General features: G+C 64.8%; 20 protein-coding genes. 16 read left to right on the top strand and 4 right to left on the bottom strand.

From position 1 onward, the window contains the following. Positions 1–58 precede the first annotated feature (58 nt). From P5704_011950 to P5704_011970, 5 genes are all read left to right on the top strand, one after another. Positions 59–2,431 (top strand): FdhF/YdeP family oxidoreductase, encoded by a 2,373-nt coding sequence (locus P5704_011950; GenBank protein WOF81132.1) that lies wholly within the window; start codon positions 59–61, stop codon positions 2,429–2,431. A gap of 121 nt (positions 2,432–2,552) precedes the next feature. Then, positions 2,553–3,089 carry an ATP-dependent protease subunit HslV gene (hslV, locus tag P5704_011955; protein ID WOF81133.1) on the top strand — a complete coding sequence of 179 codons (537 nt, stop codon included), beginning with the start codon at positions 2,553–2,555 and terminating at the stop codon, positions 3,087–3,089. A gap of 27 nt (positions 3,090–3,116) precedes the next feature. Then, positions 3,117–4,460, top strand: coding sequence for an ATP-dependent protease ATPase subunit HslU (gene hslU / locus P5704_011960; GenBank protein ID WOF81134.1), 1,344 nt, complete (start codon positions 3,117–3,119; stop codon positions 4,458–4,460). 84 nt (positions 4,461–4,544) lie between these two features. Continuing rightward, positions 4,545–4,919: a DUF971 domain-containing protein gene (locus tag P5704_011965; GenBank protein ID WOF81135.1), complete on the top strand. Its 375-nt coding sequence runs from the start codon at positions 4,545–4,547 to the stop codon at positions 4,917–4,919. A 283-nt stretch (positions 4,920–5,202) separates the two neighbouring features. Then, complete coding sequence (locus P5704_011970; protein WOF81136.1) at positions 5,203–7,134, top strand: methyl-accepting chemotaxis protein; 1,932 nt, start codon at positions 5,203–5,205, stop codon at positions 7,132–7,134. 36 nt (positions 7,135–7,170) lie between these two features. Here P5704_011970 and P5704_011975 read toward each other — a convergent pair whose 3' ends face one another. Further along, complete coding sequence (locus tag P5704_011975) at positions 7,171–7,446, bottom strand: polyhydroxyalkanoic acid system family protein (protein ID WOF76804.1); 276 nt, start codon at positions 7,444–7,446, stop codon at positions 7,171–7,173. 182 nt (positions 7,447–7,628) lie between these two features. On the opposite strand from P5704_011975, the gene ubiE reads away from it, so the two are divergent. The 10 genes from ubiE to P5704_012025 all read left to right on the top strand — a co-directional run bounded on the left by ubiE (position 7,629) and on the right by P5704_012025 (position 14,242). Continuing rightward, on the top strand, positions 7,629–8,399 hold the full coding sequence (gene ubiE / locus P5704_011980) for a bifunctional demethylmenaquinone methyltransferase/2-methoxy-6-polyprenyl-1,4-benzoquinol methylase UbiE (protein WOF76805.1): 771 nt from the start codon (positions 7,629–7,631) through the stop codon (positions 8,397–8,399). Beyond that, on the top strand, positions 8,399–9,022 hold the full coding sequence (locus P5704_011985; protein ID WOF76806.1) for an SCP2 sterol-binding domain-containing protein: 624 nt from the start codon (positions 8,399–8,401) through the stop codon (positions 9,020–9,022). The genes ubiE and P5704_011985 overlap by 1 nt, the downstream gene beginning before the upstream one ends. Next, complete coding sequence (gene ubiB / locus P5704_011990) at positions 9,019–10,629, top strand: ubiquinone biosynthesis regulatory protein kinase UbiB (protein ID WOF76807.1); 1,611 nt, start codon at positions 9,019–9,021, stop codon at positions 10,627–10,629. Before P5704_011985 ends, ubiB begins: the two co-directional genes overlap by 4 nt. 49 nt (positions 10,630–10,678) lie before the next feature. Next, positions 10,679–11,074 (top strand): phosphoribosyl-AMP cyclohydrolase, encoded by a 396-nt coding sequence (gene hisI, locus P5704_011995; GenBank protein WOF76808.1) that lies wholly within the window; start codon positions 10,679–10,681, stop codon positions 11,072–11,074. Continuing rightward, a complete protein-coding gene (locus P5704_012000; protein ID WOF76809.1) occupies positions 11,067–11,399 on the top strand; it encodes a phosphoribosyl-ATP diphosphatase in 333 nt (110 codons plus the stop codon). The genes hisI and P5704_012000 overlap by 8 nt, the downstream gene beginning before the upstream one ends. A 20-nt stretch (positions 11,400–11,419) precedes the next feature. Then, positions 11,420–11,653, top strand: a complete 234-nt coding sequence (gene tatA / locus P5704_012005) for a twin-arginine translocase TatA/TatE family subunit (protein ID WOF76810.1) — start codon at positions 11,420–11,422, stop codon at positions 11,651–11,653. Between the two features lie 71 nt (positions 11,654–11,724). After that, a complete protein-coding gene (tatB, locus tag P5704_012010) occupies positions 11,725–12,147 on the top strand; it encodes a Sec-independent protein translocase protein TatB (protein ID WOF76811.1) in 423 nt (140 codons plus the stop codon). Then, positions 12,144–12,947: a twin-arginine translocase subunit TatC gene (gene tatC / locus P5704_012015; GenBank protein ID WOF76812.1), complete on the top strand. Its 804-nt coding sequence runs from the start codon at positions 12,144–12,146 to the stop codon at positions 12,945–12,947. The genes tatB and tatC overlap by 4 nt, the downstream gene beginning before the upstream one ends. Next, positions 12,944–13,651 (top strand): 16S rRNA (uracil(1498)-N(3))-methyltransferase, encoded by a 708-nt coding sequence (locus P5704_012020; protein WOF76813.1) that lies wholly within the window; start codon positions 12,944–12,946, stop codon positions 13,649–13,651. The genes tatC and P5704_012020 overlap by 4 nt, the downstream gene beginning before the upstream one ends. A gap of 171 nt (positions 13,652–13,822) precedes the next feature. Next, a complete protein-coding gene (locus P5704_012025) occupies positions 13,823–14,242 on the top strand; it encodes a UPF0158 family protein (GenBank protein ID WOF76814.1) in 420 nt (139 codons plus the stop codon). Between the two features lie 10 nt (positions 14,243–14,252). Here P5704_012025 and dtd read toward each other — a convergent pair whose 3' ends face one another. Together dtd and pip are read right to left on the bottom strand one after the other, a co-directional pair. After that, complete coding sequence (gene dtd, locus P5704_012030; protein WOF76815.1) at positions 14,253–14,690, bottom strand: D-aminoacyl-tRNA deacylase; 438 nt, start codon at positions 14,688–14,690, stop codon at positions 14,253–14,255. A gap of 15 nt (positions 14,691–14,705) precedes the next feature. Then, the gene (pip, locus tag P5704_012035; protein WOF76816.1) at positions 14,706–15,677 is read right to left on the bottom strand and encodes a prolyl aminopeptidase; all 972 of its coding nucleotides are present in this window, start codon (positions 15,675–15,677) and stop codon (positions 14,706–14,708) included. 78 nt (positions 15,678–15,755) lie between these two features. Here pip and P5704_012040 point away from each other — a divergent pair, with 78 nt between their 5' ends. Beyond that, the gene (locus tag P5704_012040) at positions 15,756–16,181 is read left to right on the top strand and encodes a hypothetical protein (GenBank protein ID WOF76817.1); all 426 of its coding nucleotides are present in this window, start codon (positions 15,756–15,758) and stop codon (positions 16,179–16,181) included. Positions 16,182–16,194: 13 nt separating this feature from the next. Here the strand turns inward: P5704_012040 and P5704_012045 are convergent, their stop codons facing one another. After that, positions 16,195–16,731 (bottom strand): lipocalin family protein, encoded by a 537-nt coding sequence (locus P5704_012045; protein ID WOF76818.1) that lies wholly within the window; start codon positions 16,729–16,731, stop codon positions 16,195–16,197. Positions 16,732–16,756: the final 25 nt, after the last annotated feature.

The following is a 16,756-nucleotide window of genomic DNA, read 5'->3' on the forward strand; positions in this document are numbered from 1 at the left end:
GATCCGCAGCGGTCCTCGTCGTAAACAGACAAGCTCCCTTGGCAGCAGGAGAAACGACGTGTCCCAGACCAAGTTCAGGCCCTACCGTGCGCCCGCCGGCGGCTGGGGATCAGCCTACTCCGTCGCCAACATCCTGCTCCGTGAGCGCGTCTCACCGACCGGCATCGGCCTGCTGCTCAAGCAGAACAAGCCGATCGACGGTTTCGCCTGCGTCAGTTGCGCCTGGGCCAAGCCACACCCTTCGCGACCGCTGTCCTTCTGCGAGAACGGCGCCAAGGCAACGGCCTGGGAAAACACCTCGTTGCGCTGCGACCCGGAATTCTTCGCCAGGCACAGCGTCAGCGAGCTGCTCAACTGGAGCGACTACGACCTCGAGCAGCAGGGCCGGCTGACCCATCCGCTGCGCTACGACGCCGCCAGCGACCACTACCAACCGGTCAGCTGGGATGAGGCTTTCGCTGAGATCGCTACCGAACTCAGAGCCATGGCCGATCCCGATCAGGTGGTGTTCTACATGTCCGGGCGCGCGGCGCTGGAGACGGCCTACATGTATGCGCTGCTGGCACGGATGTACGGCACCAACAACCTGCCCGACAGCTCCAACATGTGCCACGAGAGCACCTCGGTGGCGCTGCCGGAGAGCATCGGTGTACCGGTGGCGACCGTCACCCTGAACGATTTCGCACACACCGACGGGCTGTTTTTCTTCGGCCACAACACCGGCACCTCCAGCCCGCGAATGTTGCACCAGCTGCAGGAAGCCCGCGAGCGCGGCGCGCAGATCGTCACCTTCAACCCGCTGCGCGAGCGCGGGCTCGAGCGCTTCACCAATCCGCAATCACCGCGCGAAATGCTCACGCCGGACAGCACAGTGATCAGCACCCAGTACCACCAGTTGGCCATCGGCGGTGACATGGCCGCCATCGCCGGCATGTGCAAGGCGCTGTTCGAAATGGACGACCAGGCCATTGCCGGGGGTCGTAAGCGGGTGCTCGACGTGGCCTTCATCGAGCAGCACACCCATGGCTTCGAGGATTTCGAACAGCGCATCCGCAGCTACAGCTGGGCACAGCTGGAACGCCGCTCGGGGCTCAGCCGCGCGGCGCTGGAAGCGGCAGCGACCGTCTATGCACGCTGCGAACGGGTGATCGCGCCTTATGGCATGGGCCTGACCCAGCACCGCTACGGCGTGCAGACCATCCAGATGCTGGTCAACCTGCTGCTGTTGCGCGGCAACATCGGCAAGGAAGGCGCGGGCATCCTGCCAGTGCGCGGTCACTCCAACGTGCAGGGCCAGCGCACCGTCGGCATCACTGAAAAAGCGGCGAAGGTGCCGGCGGACCACCTGCGCCGGCAGTTCGGCTTCGAGCCACCGGGCGATGACGGCGTGAACACCGTGGAGGCCTGCGAAGGCATTCTCGACGGCAGCATCTGCGGTTTTATCGGCCTGGGCGGCAACTTCGTCCGTGCCATTCCCGACACCCTGCAGATGGAGCCGGCCTGGCGCAGACTGCGGCTGTCGGTTCAGGTATCGACCAAGCTCAATCGCAACCACCTGATCACCGGCGCGGTGTCCTACATCCTGCCCTGCCTGGGGCGTACCGAGATCGACCGTCAGGCCACCGGCGAACAACGCCACACCACCGAGGACAGCACCGGCTGCATTCGCGCCTGGCGCGGCGCCGCCGAGCCGGCCGGCGAACTGTTGCTATCGGAACCGGCAATCATCGCGCGACTGGCCAAGGCGACGCTGGCGCCCAACCCGATGCTCGACTGGGACGCCTGGGTCGCGGACTACAGCCTGATACGCGACGCCATTGCCGAGAGCTACCCGGAGATCTTCCACGACTTCAACGTGCGCATGATGGAGCCCGGCGGCTTCCACCGCCCGCTCGGTGCCAGCCAGCGACGCTGGGATACCGAGTCCGGCAAGGCCAACTTCATCAACCCGCCATCGCTGGCTGCCGATCCTGATACCGAAGAGGATGGCCACGAGCAGCACGACGTGCTGCAGATGATGACGCTGCGCAGCAACGACCAGTTCAACACCACCGTCTACGGCTACGACGACCGCTTTCGCGGCATCCATGGCACCCGTGCGGTGATCCTGATGAACCGTAACGACATCGTCCGCCTCGGCCTGGCCGAAGGCGACCGCATCGAGGCGATCACCGTGGTCGACGATGGCGTGCACCGCGCGGTCAGCCCGTTGCGGGTCACGCCGTACAACATCCCCGAAGGCTGCTGCGCCGGCTATTACCCAGAATGCAACGCGCTGCTGCCGGTCTGGCACCATGCCGAACGCAGCAAGGTGCCGGCGGCCAAGTCGATTCCGGTGCGCCTGCGCAAGCTGATCGCCGCCGCGGTTGCCGGCGACGTGCCGCGCCAGCCCAGTCGCCCGCAGCGCAGCGAACAACCCGGGCCTGCCTGAGCGCCTCGTGCAGAAGCACGGCTGTCGATGAACCTCGCCGACAGCCGTTGAAAAGCCGGCAGCGGTCCCCCATATCAACCGCATTCGGGCAGTCATTGCCCCGCAGTGTGGAGATTTTCCTTTGACCACCATCGTTTCAGTGCGCCGCAACGGCAAAGTCGTCATGGGCGGCGACGGCCAGGTTTCCCTGGGCAACACCGTCATGAAAGGCAACGCCAAGAAGGTCCGCCGCCTCTATCACGGTCAGGTTCTGGCGGGCTTCGCCGGCGCCACCGCCGATGCCTTCACCCTCTTCGAACGCTTCGAAGGGCAGCTGGAGAAACATCAGGGGCATCTGGTCCGCGCCGCCGTCGAGCTGGCCAAGGACTGGCGCACCGACCGCTCCCTCAGTCGCCTGGAAGCCATGCTCGCGGTGGCCAACAAGGATGCCTCGCTGATCATCACCGGCAATGGCGACGTGGTGCAGCCCGAGGACGACCTGATCGCCATGGGCTCCGGCGGCGGTTTCGCCCAGGCCGCGGCCAAGGCACTGCTGCTCAAAGCCGGCGACGATATGTCGGCCCAGGAAATCGCCGAGACAGCGTTGAACATCGCCGGCAGCATCTGCGTGTTCACCAACCAGAATCTGACCATCGAGGAACTCGACAGCGCGATCTGATCGCCTGTCGTTCCGGAGTACCGCACCATGTCCATGACGCCCCGCGAGATCGTCCACGAACTCAACCGCCACATCATCGGCCAGGACGACGCCAAGCGCGCCGTGGCCATCGCCCTGCGCAACCGCTGGCGGCGCATGCAGCTGCCGGCCGAGCTGCGCCAGGAAGTCACGCCGAAGAACATCCTGATGATCGGCCCGACCGGCGTCGGCAAGACCGAGATCGCCCGACGCCTGGCCAAGCTGGCCAATGCGCCCTTCCTCAAGGTCGAAGCGACCAAGTTCACCGAGGTCGGCTATGTCGGCCGTGATGTCGAATCGATCATCCGCGACTTGGCCGATGCAGCCTTGAAAATGCTGCGCGAGCAGGAGGTGCACAAGATGCGCCACCGCGCCGAAGATGCCGCTGAAGAACGCATCCTCGACGCCCTGCTGCCGCCGGCGCGACCGGTGGGCTTCTCCGAGGAGCCGGTGCAATCCGGCGATTCGAACACCCGCCAGCTGTTCCGCAAGCGCCTGCGCGAAGGCCAGCTGGACGACAAGGAAATCGACATCGAGGTCGCCGAAAGCCCGGCCGGCGTGGAAATCATGGCCCCGCCCGGCATGGAGGAAATGACCAACCAGCTGCAGAACCTCTTCGCCAACATGGGCAAAGGCAAGAAGAAGAGCCGCAAGCTGAAGATCAAGGAAGCCTTCAAGCTGATCCGCGACGAGGAAGCCGCACGCCTAGTCAACGAAGAAGACCTCAAGGCCCGCGCGCTGGAAGCGGTCGAGCAGCACGGCATCGTCTTCATCGACGAGATCGACAAGGTCGCCAAGCGCGGCAACACCAGCGGTGCCGACGTTTCCCGCGAGGGTGTGCAGCGCGACCTGCTGCCGTTGATCGAAGGCAGCACGGTCAACACCAAGCTCGGCATGGTCAAGACCGACCACATCCTGTTCATCGCCTCCGGCGCCTTCCACCTGTCCAAGCCCAGCGACCTGGTGCCGGAACTGCAGGGTCGTCTGCCGATTCGGGTCGAACTCAAAGCGCTGTCGCCGGAAGACTTCGAACGCATCCTCACCGAGCCACATGCCGCGCTCACAGAGCAGTACCGTGAACTGCTGAAGACCGAAGGCCTGCACGTCGAATTCCTCGAAGATGGCATCAAGCGCATCGCCGAGATCGCCTGGCAGGTCAACGAGAAGACCGAGAACATCGGCGCCCGTCGCCTGCACACGCTGCTCGAGCGTCTGCTGGAGGAGGTTTCCTTCAGCGCTGCCGATATCGCCGCCAAGCAGGACGGCGAGGCGATCCGCATCGATGCCGCCTACGTCAACGAGCACCTCGGCGAGCTGGCGCAGGACGAAGACCTGTCGCGGTACATTCTTTAAAAAGCAGCCTCGAGCCGCAAGCTACAAGCCGCAAGCAGGTCCTGCTTCACTTGTCGCTTGCAGCTTGGGGCTTGGAGCTGACCCATGCGCATCCCCACCGCCATCAAGTTGCACAAGGCGTCGAAAACCCTGGAGCTGGAATACGGCAGCGACGAGCGCCATGTGCTGTCCGCCGAATTCCTGCGCGTGCATTCACCCTCGGCGGAGGTGCAGGGTCACGGCAATCCGGTGCTGCAGACCGGCAAGCTGAACGTCGGCCTGGAGCAGATCGAGCCCGCCGGTCAATACGCGCTGAAGCTGACCTTCAGCGACGGCCACGACAGCGGTCTGTTCACCTGGGACTATCTGGAGCGCCTGGCACTGAATCGGCAGGCGTTGTGGGAGGACTATCTGGAGGCGTTGAAGAAAGCTGGTAAATCCCGCGATCCCGATGAGTCCGTGGTCAAGTTGATGCTCTGAACCCACGCGGCGGGGTCTTGCGCACCCGCTCTCGCGCGGATCACCAGTGCCTGACGCAGCCGGCAGGCGCCGCGCTCTGCTTCACATCCAGCCCCATACGACCACGGGGCGACCCCGCGGTCGAAAAGCGACAGGCGTGCAGCCCACGCGCTCAAGAAACCTTCGAAGTCGGCCGCTAAGTGCAGGGACACTTACGCGCCGCTATTGCGGCGCCCCGGCACAAGACGCCTCGCTGCAGTGCTTTCGCGACTGAGCCTGCCTCGACTTTCTGGAGCGTTTACACATGTTCTCCCGTTTTTTCACCGACCTGGCCGTGACGCGCAAGCTTGGCCTGGGCTTCGGCTTCATTGTCCTGCTGACACTCCTGGTTGCCGCCATCACCGTCACCAGCCTGAACGGGCTGCTGGAGCGCAACCAGAAGCAGACCCGCCTGTCCCAAGTCCAGGAGGCCTCCTATGCCGTGGATACCGCACGCACGCTGTTCGAACAAAGCGGCAGCGACGCCCACGCCCAGCAGGTGACCGGCAAGATAGCCGAGGTCCGCGACCACCTGCAGGACATCCGCACCACCCTGACCGCCGCCGAAGATCAGCGCGACATCGCCGCCGCGCTCCAGCATGCCGAGCGGATCGAGCGCAGCTTCCAGGAGCTGAAGCAGGCCCGCGAAAGCCGCGAGCAGAGTCGGGGCGTGATGGTCAGCAGCGCCGGCGAGGCCTTGAAGGCACTCGGCGAACTGGAAAATCAGATCTACCAGGCGCTCGAACAGTCCGCCGACGATCCTCTCGTCGTGCAGCAAGCCCGCACCCTCGCGGAACTCACCCGGCGTGTGCTGGAGAGCCGCTACCTGGTGCGTGGCTACATCTTCCAGCACACCGAAGAGTCTGCGCAGCTCGCCTATGCCGGTCTCGATCGCTCGCGCGAACAGGCCGATCTGCTGCGTGGTTTGCTACCCGCCGATCAGCACAGCCACCTCGACCGCATGGCCAGCGCCTTGCAGCGCTACCGTGCGGCGATCGAAACCTTCAAGGTCGGCATGGACGCGACCATCCAGGCCCGCACGGCGCTGTCCACTGAGATCGGCGGGCTGCTCGAGATCAACGGTAAGCTCTACCACAACCAGCAGACCAAGATGCTCGGCGAAACGCAGCAGGCACGCATCCAGACGATGCTGACCGCCCTCGCCAGTGCACTGCTCGGCGTGCTCGCGGCCTGGTTCATTGCCCGACAGATCATCCTGCCGTTGCGCCACACCCTGGCCATGGCCCGACGCATCGCCGACGGCGACCTCTCCGGCCAGGACAACGCGCATCGCCGTGACGAGCTGGGCCAGCTGGAAAGCGCCATGCAGGACATGCGCCAGAGCCTGCGTAAGCTGATCGGCAGCATCGGCGACAGCTCGACGCAGATCGCCGCCGCTGCCGAGGAGCTGTCCGCCGTCACCGAGCAGACCAGCGCCGGGGTCAACGATCAGCGCCAGGAGACCGATCAGGTGGCTACGGCGGTGAACGAGATGGCCGCCACCGTTCAGGAAGTGGCGCGCAACGCGGTCGATGCTGCGCAGGCCACCGCCGAGGCCGACCAGCAGGCGGTGCAGGGCGAGAAGCTGGCAGGCGATGCCGTCGCCCAGATCGAGCGCATGGCGATGCAGGTCGCCAACACCGGCGAGGCGATGGAGCATCTACGCCGCGACAGCGATGCCATCGGCAGCGTGCTGGACGTGATCAAGGCGGTCGCCGAGCAGACCAATCTGCTGGCGCTCAACGCCGCCATCGAGGCGGCGCGGGCTGGCGAAGCCGGCCGTGGTTTCGCCGTGGTGGCCGACGAGGTGCGCGCCCTGGCGCAACGCACCCAGCAATCGACCGAGGAGATCGAGAAGCTGATCGGCACCCTGCAGAACAGTGCCCAGAGCGCAAGTCAACTGATGCGCGACAACCAGCAGCTGAGCGACAGCACGGTCGAGCTGACCCGCCGGGCCGGAGACGCCCTGAGCGTCATCGCCCGTACCGTGTCGACCATCCAGAGCATGAACCAGCAGATCGCGGCAGCTGCCGAGCAGCAGAGCGCGGTAGCCGAGGAGATCAACCGCAGCGTGGTAAGCGTGCGCGACATTTCCCTACAGACCGCCACCGCCAGCGACGAGACGGCGCGCGCCAGTACCGAACTGGCCCAGCTGGGCAACGCGCTTCAGCAACAGATCGGCCGCTTCCGCCTCTGACCACCAGGCGCAGGGCCGCGTGGCCCTGCGCCGCCGTCAGGCCAGGGCCTTGTCCAGTACCCTCTCGATCTGCCCCTGAATGCTGCCGCCCATGGCCGAGAGCAGCAGGCCGAGATTGAGCAGCACCTTGACGCGGTCTTCGTAGACTTCGATGCGTCCGTCCGCGCCGCTGCGCTTGACCGCCAGCACATCGCCCTGCCACTGACAGCTCACGCCGAACTCGCGAGCCAGGCGTGCGGCCAGTGCATCGGCCTTCTCGCGTGCGGCCTCGCGGCCAAGATTGTGGGTACGTTCGACGAGAATCTGGGCCATGAGAACTCCTGACTGCGCCCGAAAGGGCGCGCACTATAGCAGCAGCTGGAAGCTGGAAGCTGGAAGCCGGTGTGCGGGGCAGTGGCTCACGCCGCTCAAGCTTTTTCTTCCAGCTTCAGGCTTCAAGCTTCCAGCTGCTTTTGGGTTTAGAATGCCGGCACATTCTTTCCGGCGAAAGTGACATGACCGACCCTCGCAAAGCGCATGACGCAGAACCGACCACCCATTTCGGCTACAAGAACGTGCCGGAAAGCCAGAAGGCGCAGAAGGTGGCCGAGGTGTTCCACTCCGTGGCCGCCAAGTACGACCTGATGAACGACCTGATGTCCGGTGGCGTGCATCGGCTGTGGAAGCGCTTCACCATCGAGCTGTCCGGCGCCCGCCACGGCAATCGCATACTGGACATCGCCGGCGGCACCGGTGACCTGACCCGCCAGTTCTCGCGCATCGTCGGCCCCACCGGCGAGGTGGTACTGGCCGACATCAACGCCTCTATGCTCAAGGTCGGTCGCGACAAGCTGCTGGACAAGGGCGTGGCCGGCAACGTCAAGTTCGTTCAGGCCGATGCCGAGAAGCTGCCCTTCCCGGATAACCACTTCGACGTGGTCACCATCGCCTTCGGCCTGCGCAACGTCACTCACAAGGAAGAGGCCATCGCCTCCATGCTGCGCGTGCTCAAGCCGGGCGGCCGCCTGCTGGTACTGGAATTCTCCAAACCGACCAACCAGCTGTTCTCCAAGGCCTACGACGCCTACTCGTTCAGCCTGCTGCCGATGATGGGCAAGCTGATCACCAACGACGCCGACAGCTATCGCTACCTGGCCGAGTCGATCCGCATGCATCCGGATCAGGAAACGCTCAAAGGCATGATGGAGACCGCCGGTTTCGAGCGCGTCAGCTACCACAACATGACCGGCGGCATCGTCGCCCTGCACCGCGGCATCAAACCCTGATGCTGCGCGCTGCCCTGCTGGCCGGTGCCGAACGTGGCATCAATCGCATCCTGCGCCTGGATCCCACGGCATTGCCGCGACTGGCACGCCTGAGCGGACGGATCATCGAGATCGACTGTACGGCGCCGGCCTGGCGGCTGTTCATCCTTGCCGACGACGAAGGCCTGCGCCTGGCCAGCAACTGGGGCGCGGATGCCGACTGCCGCCTGCGTGCGCCGGCGCGCAGCCTCTTGCGCCTGGCCGTCAGCCGCAACAAGACCGCCGTGCTGCATGGCCCCGAGGTCGAGATCGATGGCGACAGCGGCCTGCTGATGAACCTCGCCGAAGTGCTGCAGGATCTGGAACTGGACTGGGAATACGAAATTTCCCGCTGGCTCGGCCCGGTCGGCGCACAGCTGCTCGGTTCCAGCCTGCGCAGCCCAGTGGACTGGGCACGCGACAGCGCTGACTCGCTACGTCAGGACCTTGCCGACTACCTCAGCGAAGAATCCCGCGCGCTGGTCGGCCAAGCCGAAGCCCAGACGCGTTTCGACGAGCTGGATGACATGAAACTTGCCCTCGACCGACTCGAAGCCCGCATCGAGCGCCTCGCCCTCAACCTGAATCCAGATCGCCCCGAATGAAGCTGTTCGCCGCCGCACGCCGCCTGTTTCGCATCCTGCTGGTGGTGATCCGCTACCGCCTCGATGACATCATTCTCGACCTGCCGATGCCCTGGTGGTTGCGCGCCACCAGCTATCTGCTGCCCTGGCGCTGGATTCCGCGACGCCACAGCGAGCTGTCGCGCGGCGCACGCCTGCGTCTGGCACTGGAAGGGTTGGGGCCGATCTTCATCAAGTTCGGGCAGATCCTCTCTACCCGTCGCGATCTGCTGCCGCTGGATATCGCCGAAGAGCTGGCGATGCTCCAGGACCGTGTGCCGCCCTTCGATTCAGCCGTCGCCACAGCACTGATCGAGCGCCAGCTGGGCGCACCGGTAGGGGAAATCTTCGCCCGTTTCGACAGCAAGCCGCTGGCCTCCGCATCGGTGGCGCAGGTGCATGCGGCCAAGCTGCGTTCCGGCGAGGAAGTGGTAGTCAAGGTGGTGCGCCCGAACCTCCGGCCGATCATCAGCCAGGATCTGGCCTGGCTGTTCATGCTGGCCAAAACCGCCGAGCGCATTTCCATCGACGCGCGCCGCCTGCACCTGGTGGAAGTGGTCGACGACTACGCCAAGACCATTTACGACGAGCTCGACCTGCTGCGCGAAGCGGCCAACGCCAGCCAGCTCAAGCGCAACTTCGAAGGCTCGGCGCTGCTTTACGTGCCGCAGGTCTACTGGGACTACTGCCGCCCGCAGGTGCTGGTGATGGAACGCATCTACGGCGTGCCGGTGACCGACATGGCCGGACTGACACGGCAGAACACCGACATGCGCCAGCTGGCCGAGCGCGGCGTGGAGATATTCTTCACCCAGGTGTTCCGCGACAGTTTCTTCCATGCCGACATGCACCCCGGCAACATCTTCGTCAGCACCCATCAGCCCTGGAGCCCGCAGTACATCGCGGTGGATTTCGGCATCGTCGGCAGCCTGACACCCGAGGACCAGGATTACCTGGCGCGCAACCTGATGGCCTTCTTCAAGCGCGACTACCGCAAGGTGGCGCAGCTGCACATCGACTCGGGCTGGGTGCCGGCGGAGACCAAGGTCAACGAATTCGAGGCGGCGATCCGCACCGTCTGCGAACCGATCTTCGAGAAGCCGCTGAAGGACATCTCCTTCGGCCAGTTGCTGGTGCGCCTGTTCCAGGTGGCGCGGCGCTTCAACATGGAAGTGCAGCCGCAGCTGGTATTGCTGCAGAAGACCCTGCTCAACATCGAAGGCCTCGGCCGCGAGCTGTACCCCGATCTCGACCTCTGGAGCACCGGCCAGCCTTATCTCGAGCGCTGGATGCGCGAGCGCATGAGCCCCAAGCAGCTGATCAAGAACGTGCACGCGCAGATCGAACAACTGCCGCACCTGGCCAACATGACCCGCGAGCTGCTCGAGCGCATGGCGCACCCGCATGCGAACAACCCACCGCCGCCCTGGCGCGAGCGTCACCACGGCTGGCCGCTGCGGCTGATCGGTGCGCTATTGCTCGGCAGCGGTGCGATCCTGGCCGCCAGCGCCGACAGCCTGACCGCCGTAACCGCCTGGCCGGCGTGGGTGATGCTGGTGGCCGGCATCTTCATCGTGGTGCGCCGATAGCCATCCCTGGTGCAGGCTGGCACACTTGGCCCATTGAGCGGAGAATCCGATGAACTGGCTGGACGAAATCAACTGGAACGCCGACGGTCTGGTGCCGGCGATCGCCCAGGACCACAAGACCGGCCGCGTGCTGATGATGGCCTGGATGAATCGCGAAGCGCTGACGCTGACCGCACAGGAAAACCGCGCCATCTACTGGTCGCGTTCGCGCAACCGGCTGTGGCGCAAGGGCGAGGAGTCCGGCCACGTGCAGCGGCTGCACGAGCTGCGCCTGGACTGCGACGCCGACGTGATCATCCTGATGGTCGAACAGATCGGCGGCATCGCCTGTCACACCGGGCGCGAAAGCTGCTTCTACCGCGTGTTCGAAAACGGCGCCTGGAAGGTCGTCGAGCCGGTCCTCAAGGACCCGCACGCCATCTATGCGGAGCACAAGCATGAGTGACACCCTGACCCGTCTGGCCGAGGTGCTGGAAGCCCGCAAGGGCGCGGCGCCGGACAGCTCCTACGTGGCCAGCCTGTACCACAAGGGCCTGAACAAGATTCTCGAGAAGGTCGGCGAGGAATCGGTGGAAACCATACTCGCTGCCAAGGACGCCGCCGTCAGTGGCGACGCCAGCGACCTGATCTACGAAACCGCTGACCTCTGGTTCCACAGCCTGGTCATGCTCGCCGCCCTCGGCCAGCACCCCCAGGCCGTACTGGATGAACTGGACCGGCGCTTCGGTCTCTCCGGACACGCGGAAAAGGCCGCGCGTCCGCAAACCTGATACACATCGGAGATAACACCATGGGTTTTGGCGGCATCAGCGTCTGGCAACTACTGATCATCCTGCTCATCGTCATCATGCTGTTCGGCACCAAGCGCCTCAAAGGCCTGGGCTCCGATCTCGGTGATGCGATCAAGGGCTTCCGCAAATCCATGGGCACCGACGAGGAAAAGCCCGGCGTCGAAGACAAGCAGAACCAGACCATCGACGCGCAGGCGCGCAAGGTCGAAGAACCGACCAAGAAAGACCAGTGATAACGTTCCATGCGGCCGAGCGGCGACCTTCGCTGCCCGGCCGATCTCCCTATTGATGTGAGCACGTCCTGATGTTCGATATCGGTTTCACCGAACTGCTACTGGTCGGCCTGGTGGCATTGATGGTGCTCGGTCCGGAACGCCTGCCTGGTGCGGTGCGCACCACGGGACTGTGGGTTGGCCGGCTGAAACGCAGCTTCAGCAACATCAAGGCCGAGGTGGAGCGCGAGATCGGTGCCGACGAGATCCGTCGCCAGCTGCACAACGAGCGCATCCTCGACCTGGAACGGGAAATGAAGCAAAGCATCATGCCGCCGTCGTCGACCGCCAGCTCGAGCACCGCCACACCGCCGCCGCCGATCGAAAACAAGGCTAGCGACACTGCGAACAGTACCGCCGCCGTTACGCCCAACCCCAGCCCGGAACTGCCGCCATCCACACCTGTTGCTGAACCTGCAGCTACCCCCCGCCCCGACAGATCGCCCGAACCATGAGCCAGTCTTCCATCGACGATCAGGAAATGCCGCTGGTCGCCCACCTGACCGAGCTGCGTAAGCGCCTGCTGCGCTGCGTCGTGGCCATCGGCCTGCTGTTCGGTGGCCTGTTCTACTTCTCCCAGCAGATCTATGCGCTGGTCGCCGCCCCGCTGCGCGCCTACCTGCCCGAAGGCGCGACCATGATCGCCACCGGCGTCGCCTCGCCGTTCCTCACGCCGTTCAAGCTGACGCTGATGGTGGCGCTGTTCCTCTCGATGCCGATCATCCTGCACCAGATCTGGGGCTTCATCGCCCCCGGCCTGTACAAGCACGAGAAGCGCATCGCCGTGCCACTGCTGGTGTCGAGCATCTTCCTGTTCTACGCCGGCATGGCCTTCGCCTATTTCGTCGTGTTCCCGATCATGTTCGGCTTCTTCGCCAGTGTGACGCCGGAAGGCGTGGCGATGATGACGGATATCGGCCAGTACCTGGACTTCGTGCTCACGCTGTTCTTCGCCTTCGGCGTGGCATTCGAGATTCCGGTGGCGACCTTTCTGCTGATCTGGGTCGGTATCGTCGACGTTGCCACCCTGCGCAAGAGCCGCCCCTATGTGATCGTCGGCTGCTTCGCCGTCGGCATGGTGCTGACACCGCCGGATGTATTCTCGCAGTCGCTGTTGGCCGTGCCCATGTGGCTGCTGTTCGAAGCCGGCGTGATCTGCGGCAGCATGATCCGAAAGCGCGAGGAGCACTTCCGCGGCGATGCCGAGCAAGACCCTGCAGAAGCCAGCGACCAGCCCCCCGCGCCGCGTCCGTGAACCTGCTGCTGCTCGATACGGCCGATTTCATCGGCGATGACCGTGTGTTGCTGCGTGACCGGCGCCTGACTCACCTGCAGCAGGTCCATCGCGCCGAGGCGGGCGAGCAGCTCAGAGTCGGCCAGGTAGGCGGCAAGATGGGCAGCGGTCAGCTCCTGCGCCTGGACGCCCACGAGGCAGAGCTGCAGGTCAGCTTCGACCAGCCGCCGCCGGCGAAGCTGCCGGTGACCCTGCTACTGGCGCTGCCGCGGCCGAAGATGCTGCGCCGCGTGCTGCAGACCGTGGCCGCCATGGGCGTGCCGCGGTTGGTGCTGCTCAACAGCTACCGCGTCGAGAAAAGCTTCTGGCAGACGCCATTCCTCGAACCTGCCGCCATCCACGAGCAGCTGATCCTCGGCCTGGAACAGGCGCGCGACACCGTACTGCCGGACGTCATCATCGAGAAGCGTTTCAAGCCCTTCGTCGAGGATCGCCTGCCTCAGCTCGCGGCCGGTACCCTCGGGCTGGTCGGCCACCCTGGCGAGTTTCCCCACTGCCCGCGGGCGCTGGCCGAGCCCGTCACCCTGGCGATCGGCCCGGAAGGCGGCTGGATACCCTACGAGGTGGAAAAACTCGCCGCGGCCGGCCTGCAGCCGGTCCAGTTGGGCGAGCGCATCCTGCGCGTGGAAACGGCGGTCAGCGCCCTGCTGGCCAGGCTGTTCTGAGCCTGAACGGCTGACGCACCACCTTCACCGCTCGCCGCCTGACCGATGCGCCCCGATGAACGTAACGCACCCACCCGGTGCAAGGGAGTCACAGATTAGGACTGCTCACGCTTCAGCGCGCCTGCGCTGCGGCCTCGACACCTCAACGACCCTAAAAGAGCCGTTCTTGCCATGCGACCATTGACCATCGACATGTACCGTCTGGAGTACGCCCTGGAGGGACGCGACAGCGCCGAGTACTACCTGGACCTGGAAAGCGGCGCCATTCGCGCCGTTTTCCCCAGCGAGCCAGCCCCCGGTGTCATGGAGAAATACGACGTGCAGCAGGATCGCTATCTGCACATCGAGCCGCTGGAACTCGCGCAATCCGTTGCAATGCGCGAGGCGTTTCTCTTCACCCAGCACGACCCCATCGCCCATGCGGTGCTGAGCAACGCACTCAAGGGGCGCAAGCCGTTGCGCACCTTCGACTTCAAGCTGGAGGATTTCCCTGCGGTGAGAGAGGCCTGGCTGGACTACCAGACCGTACAGCTGCGCGAGTACGCGATCAGCTGGCTGCGCGACAACGATCTGGAACCGGTCCGGCACTGAGTCGCACGCGTCAGCTTTCGAGGAGAAAGGTCACCGGTCCGTCGTTGACCAGGTGCACCTGCATCTCGGCGCCGAAACGCCCGCAGGCCACCTGTGGATGCTGCTGGCGTGCCTGAGCCAGCAGGTAGTCGTAGAGCGCTTCGCCGTGCGCCGGCGGTGCGGCACTGGAGAAACTCGGCCGCAGCCCGCTGCGGGTATCGGCCGCCAGGGTGAACTGCGATACCAGCAGCAGACCACCGTCGATGTCCTTCAGCGAACGATTCATTTTGCCCTGCTCATCGCTGAAGACCCGGTAGTTGAGCAGCTTGTGCAACAGCTTGTCGGCACGGGCATGATCGTCTTCGCGCTCGACGCCCACCAGCACCAGCAAACCCTGATCGATGGCACCGACCACCTCACCCGCGACCTCGACCCGTGCCTGACGGACACGCTGGATCAACGCTTTCATCGCTAGGCGGCTCCCTCAGGCGTCTGCCGGCGGCAGATCGAGCAGGCGATGGGCGATCTCACCGGTCGCCCGTACCAGCGCATCGGTAATGCCCAGTTCCGCCGCCGAGTGTCCGGCGTCGCGGATGATCTGCAACTCGCTGTTCGGCCACGCCTGGTGCAGCGCCCAGGCATTGTCCAGCGGGCAGATGGCGTCGTAGCGGCCGTGCACGATGATGCCCGGCAGGTGGGCGATCTTCGGCATGTCGCGCAAGAGCTGATCCGGCTCGAGAAAGGCCTGATTGACGAAATAGTGGCATTCGATGCGCGCCATCGACAGCGCCCGGTGCGCATCGGTGAAGCGCTCGACCACGTTGTGATTCGGCCGCAGCGTGGCGGTGCGACCCTCCCAGCAGGACCACGCCTTGGCGGCGTGCATCTGGGCGATCTGGTCGTTGCCGGTGAGACGGCGGTAGAACGCTTGCATCAGATCGTCGCGTTCCTCCAGCGGAATCGGCGAGAGGAAGTCCTGCCAGTAGTCCGGGAAGAGCCGGCTGGCGCCTTCCTGATAGAACCAGGCGAGGTCCTGCGGACGGCAGAGGAATATCCCTCGCAGGATCAGCGCATGCACATGCTCGGGATAGCGCTGCGCGTAGGCCAGGGAGAGCGTCGAGCCCCAGGAACCACCAAACAGCACCCACTTGTCGATGCCCAGATGCTCGCGGATGCGCTGCATGTCGGCGATCAGATGTGCGGTGGTGTTGTTCTCCAGGCTGGCATGGGGCGTCGAACGTCCGCAGCCACGCTGATCGAAGGTGATGATGCGGTACAGGGTCGGATCGAAGAAGCGGCGGCTGAGGGCATCGCAGCCGCCGCCGGGACCACCATGGACGAACAATACGGGCAGACCATCCGGCGACCCACTCTCGTCGACATAGAGCACATGCGGTTCTTCCACCGCCAGCTCGTGTCGGGCGTAGGGTTTGATCTCCGGATACAAGGTCTGCATGGCACACTCCTGATCTGCGGCGGGCCGGCTGGCCCCCATGACGTTAGCGGCATCATAACGAGGTTCACGGAGTTGAGCATGTCAGCATGGAAAATAGCGGCACTGGCGCTATTAATGACCCTGGCCGGCTGCGGCCGGGACGACCCGGAAGCGGCGCTGCAGCAGGCCGCCGAGCAGTTGCAGACGACCCTGGAGAACAAGCAGGTCGGCGACCTGATGGAACTGCTGCACGCAGATTTCCAGGCGCAGCGACAGTACCATCGGGAATGGGCGCGGCGCACGGCAACGCTGATGTTCCTGCGCCATCGCAATGTCCGGGTAATCGCCCTCAGCCAGCGCAGCTGGGTCGATCCGACCTATCCCGATCGCGGCCATACCGAGGCACAGGTGACGCTCGCCGGCGCCGAATCACTCCTGCCGCAGCAGGCGGGACATTATCAGGTCAGACTCGAGTGGCGCCAGGAGCGAGGCGAATGGCAGCTGGCGCGTCTGGAATGGGACTGAGCAGGCCAAACGATTACTGGCGCCAGATCAGTTCGCTGGTGTCATAACCGTGCCGCTCGGCCTCGGAGAGCAGGCGATCGCGGGTCGCCTGGTCGACCTCGGTGTCCCGCGCAAGCAGCCAGAGATACTTGCGATCCGGGCTGCCGACCAGCGCAGTGCTATAGCCCTCGTCCAGATAGAGCACCCAGTAGTGGTCCTTGGTCAGACCGGGAAAGAGCCGGCTGAACCAGTTGTCGAAGCGCACCCACAGCCGATCGGTAATACCGGCTTCCTGCGGCACCGCTTCGCCTTTGGCTTCCTGCCAGTCGCCGTCTTCTGTTTCGCAACGGTTGGTCACCGCCACGCTGCCATCGGCCTGCAACTGGTAATTCGCTTCGGAGCGTATGCAATTGCGCTGAAAGAACATCGGCAAGCGCGCCAGCTCGTACCAGGTTCCCTGATAGCGCTGAAGGTCGACCTCGCCGACCGTCTCAGGAGGCTGTTCGCGCCCACCTCCTGCGCAGCCGCTCAACAGCATCAGGCACAGCAGGGCAACGGCACTCGCACGCATGGGATATCTCCTGAGTTACATCAGC

The organism is Pseudomonas sp. FeN3W (genome assembly GCA_030263805.2).
GTDB lineage: Bacteria > Pseudomonadota > Gammaproteobacteria > Pseudomonadales > Pseudomonadaceae > Stutzerimonas > Stutzerimonas stutzeri_G.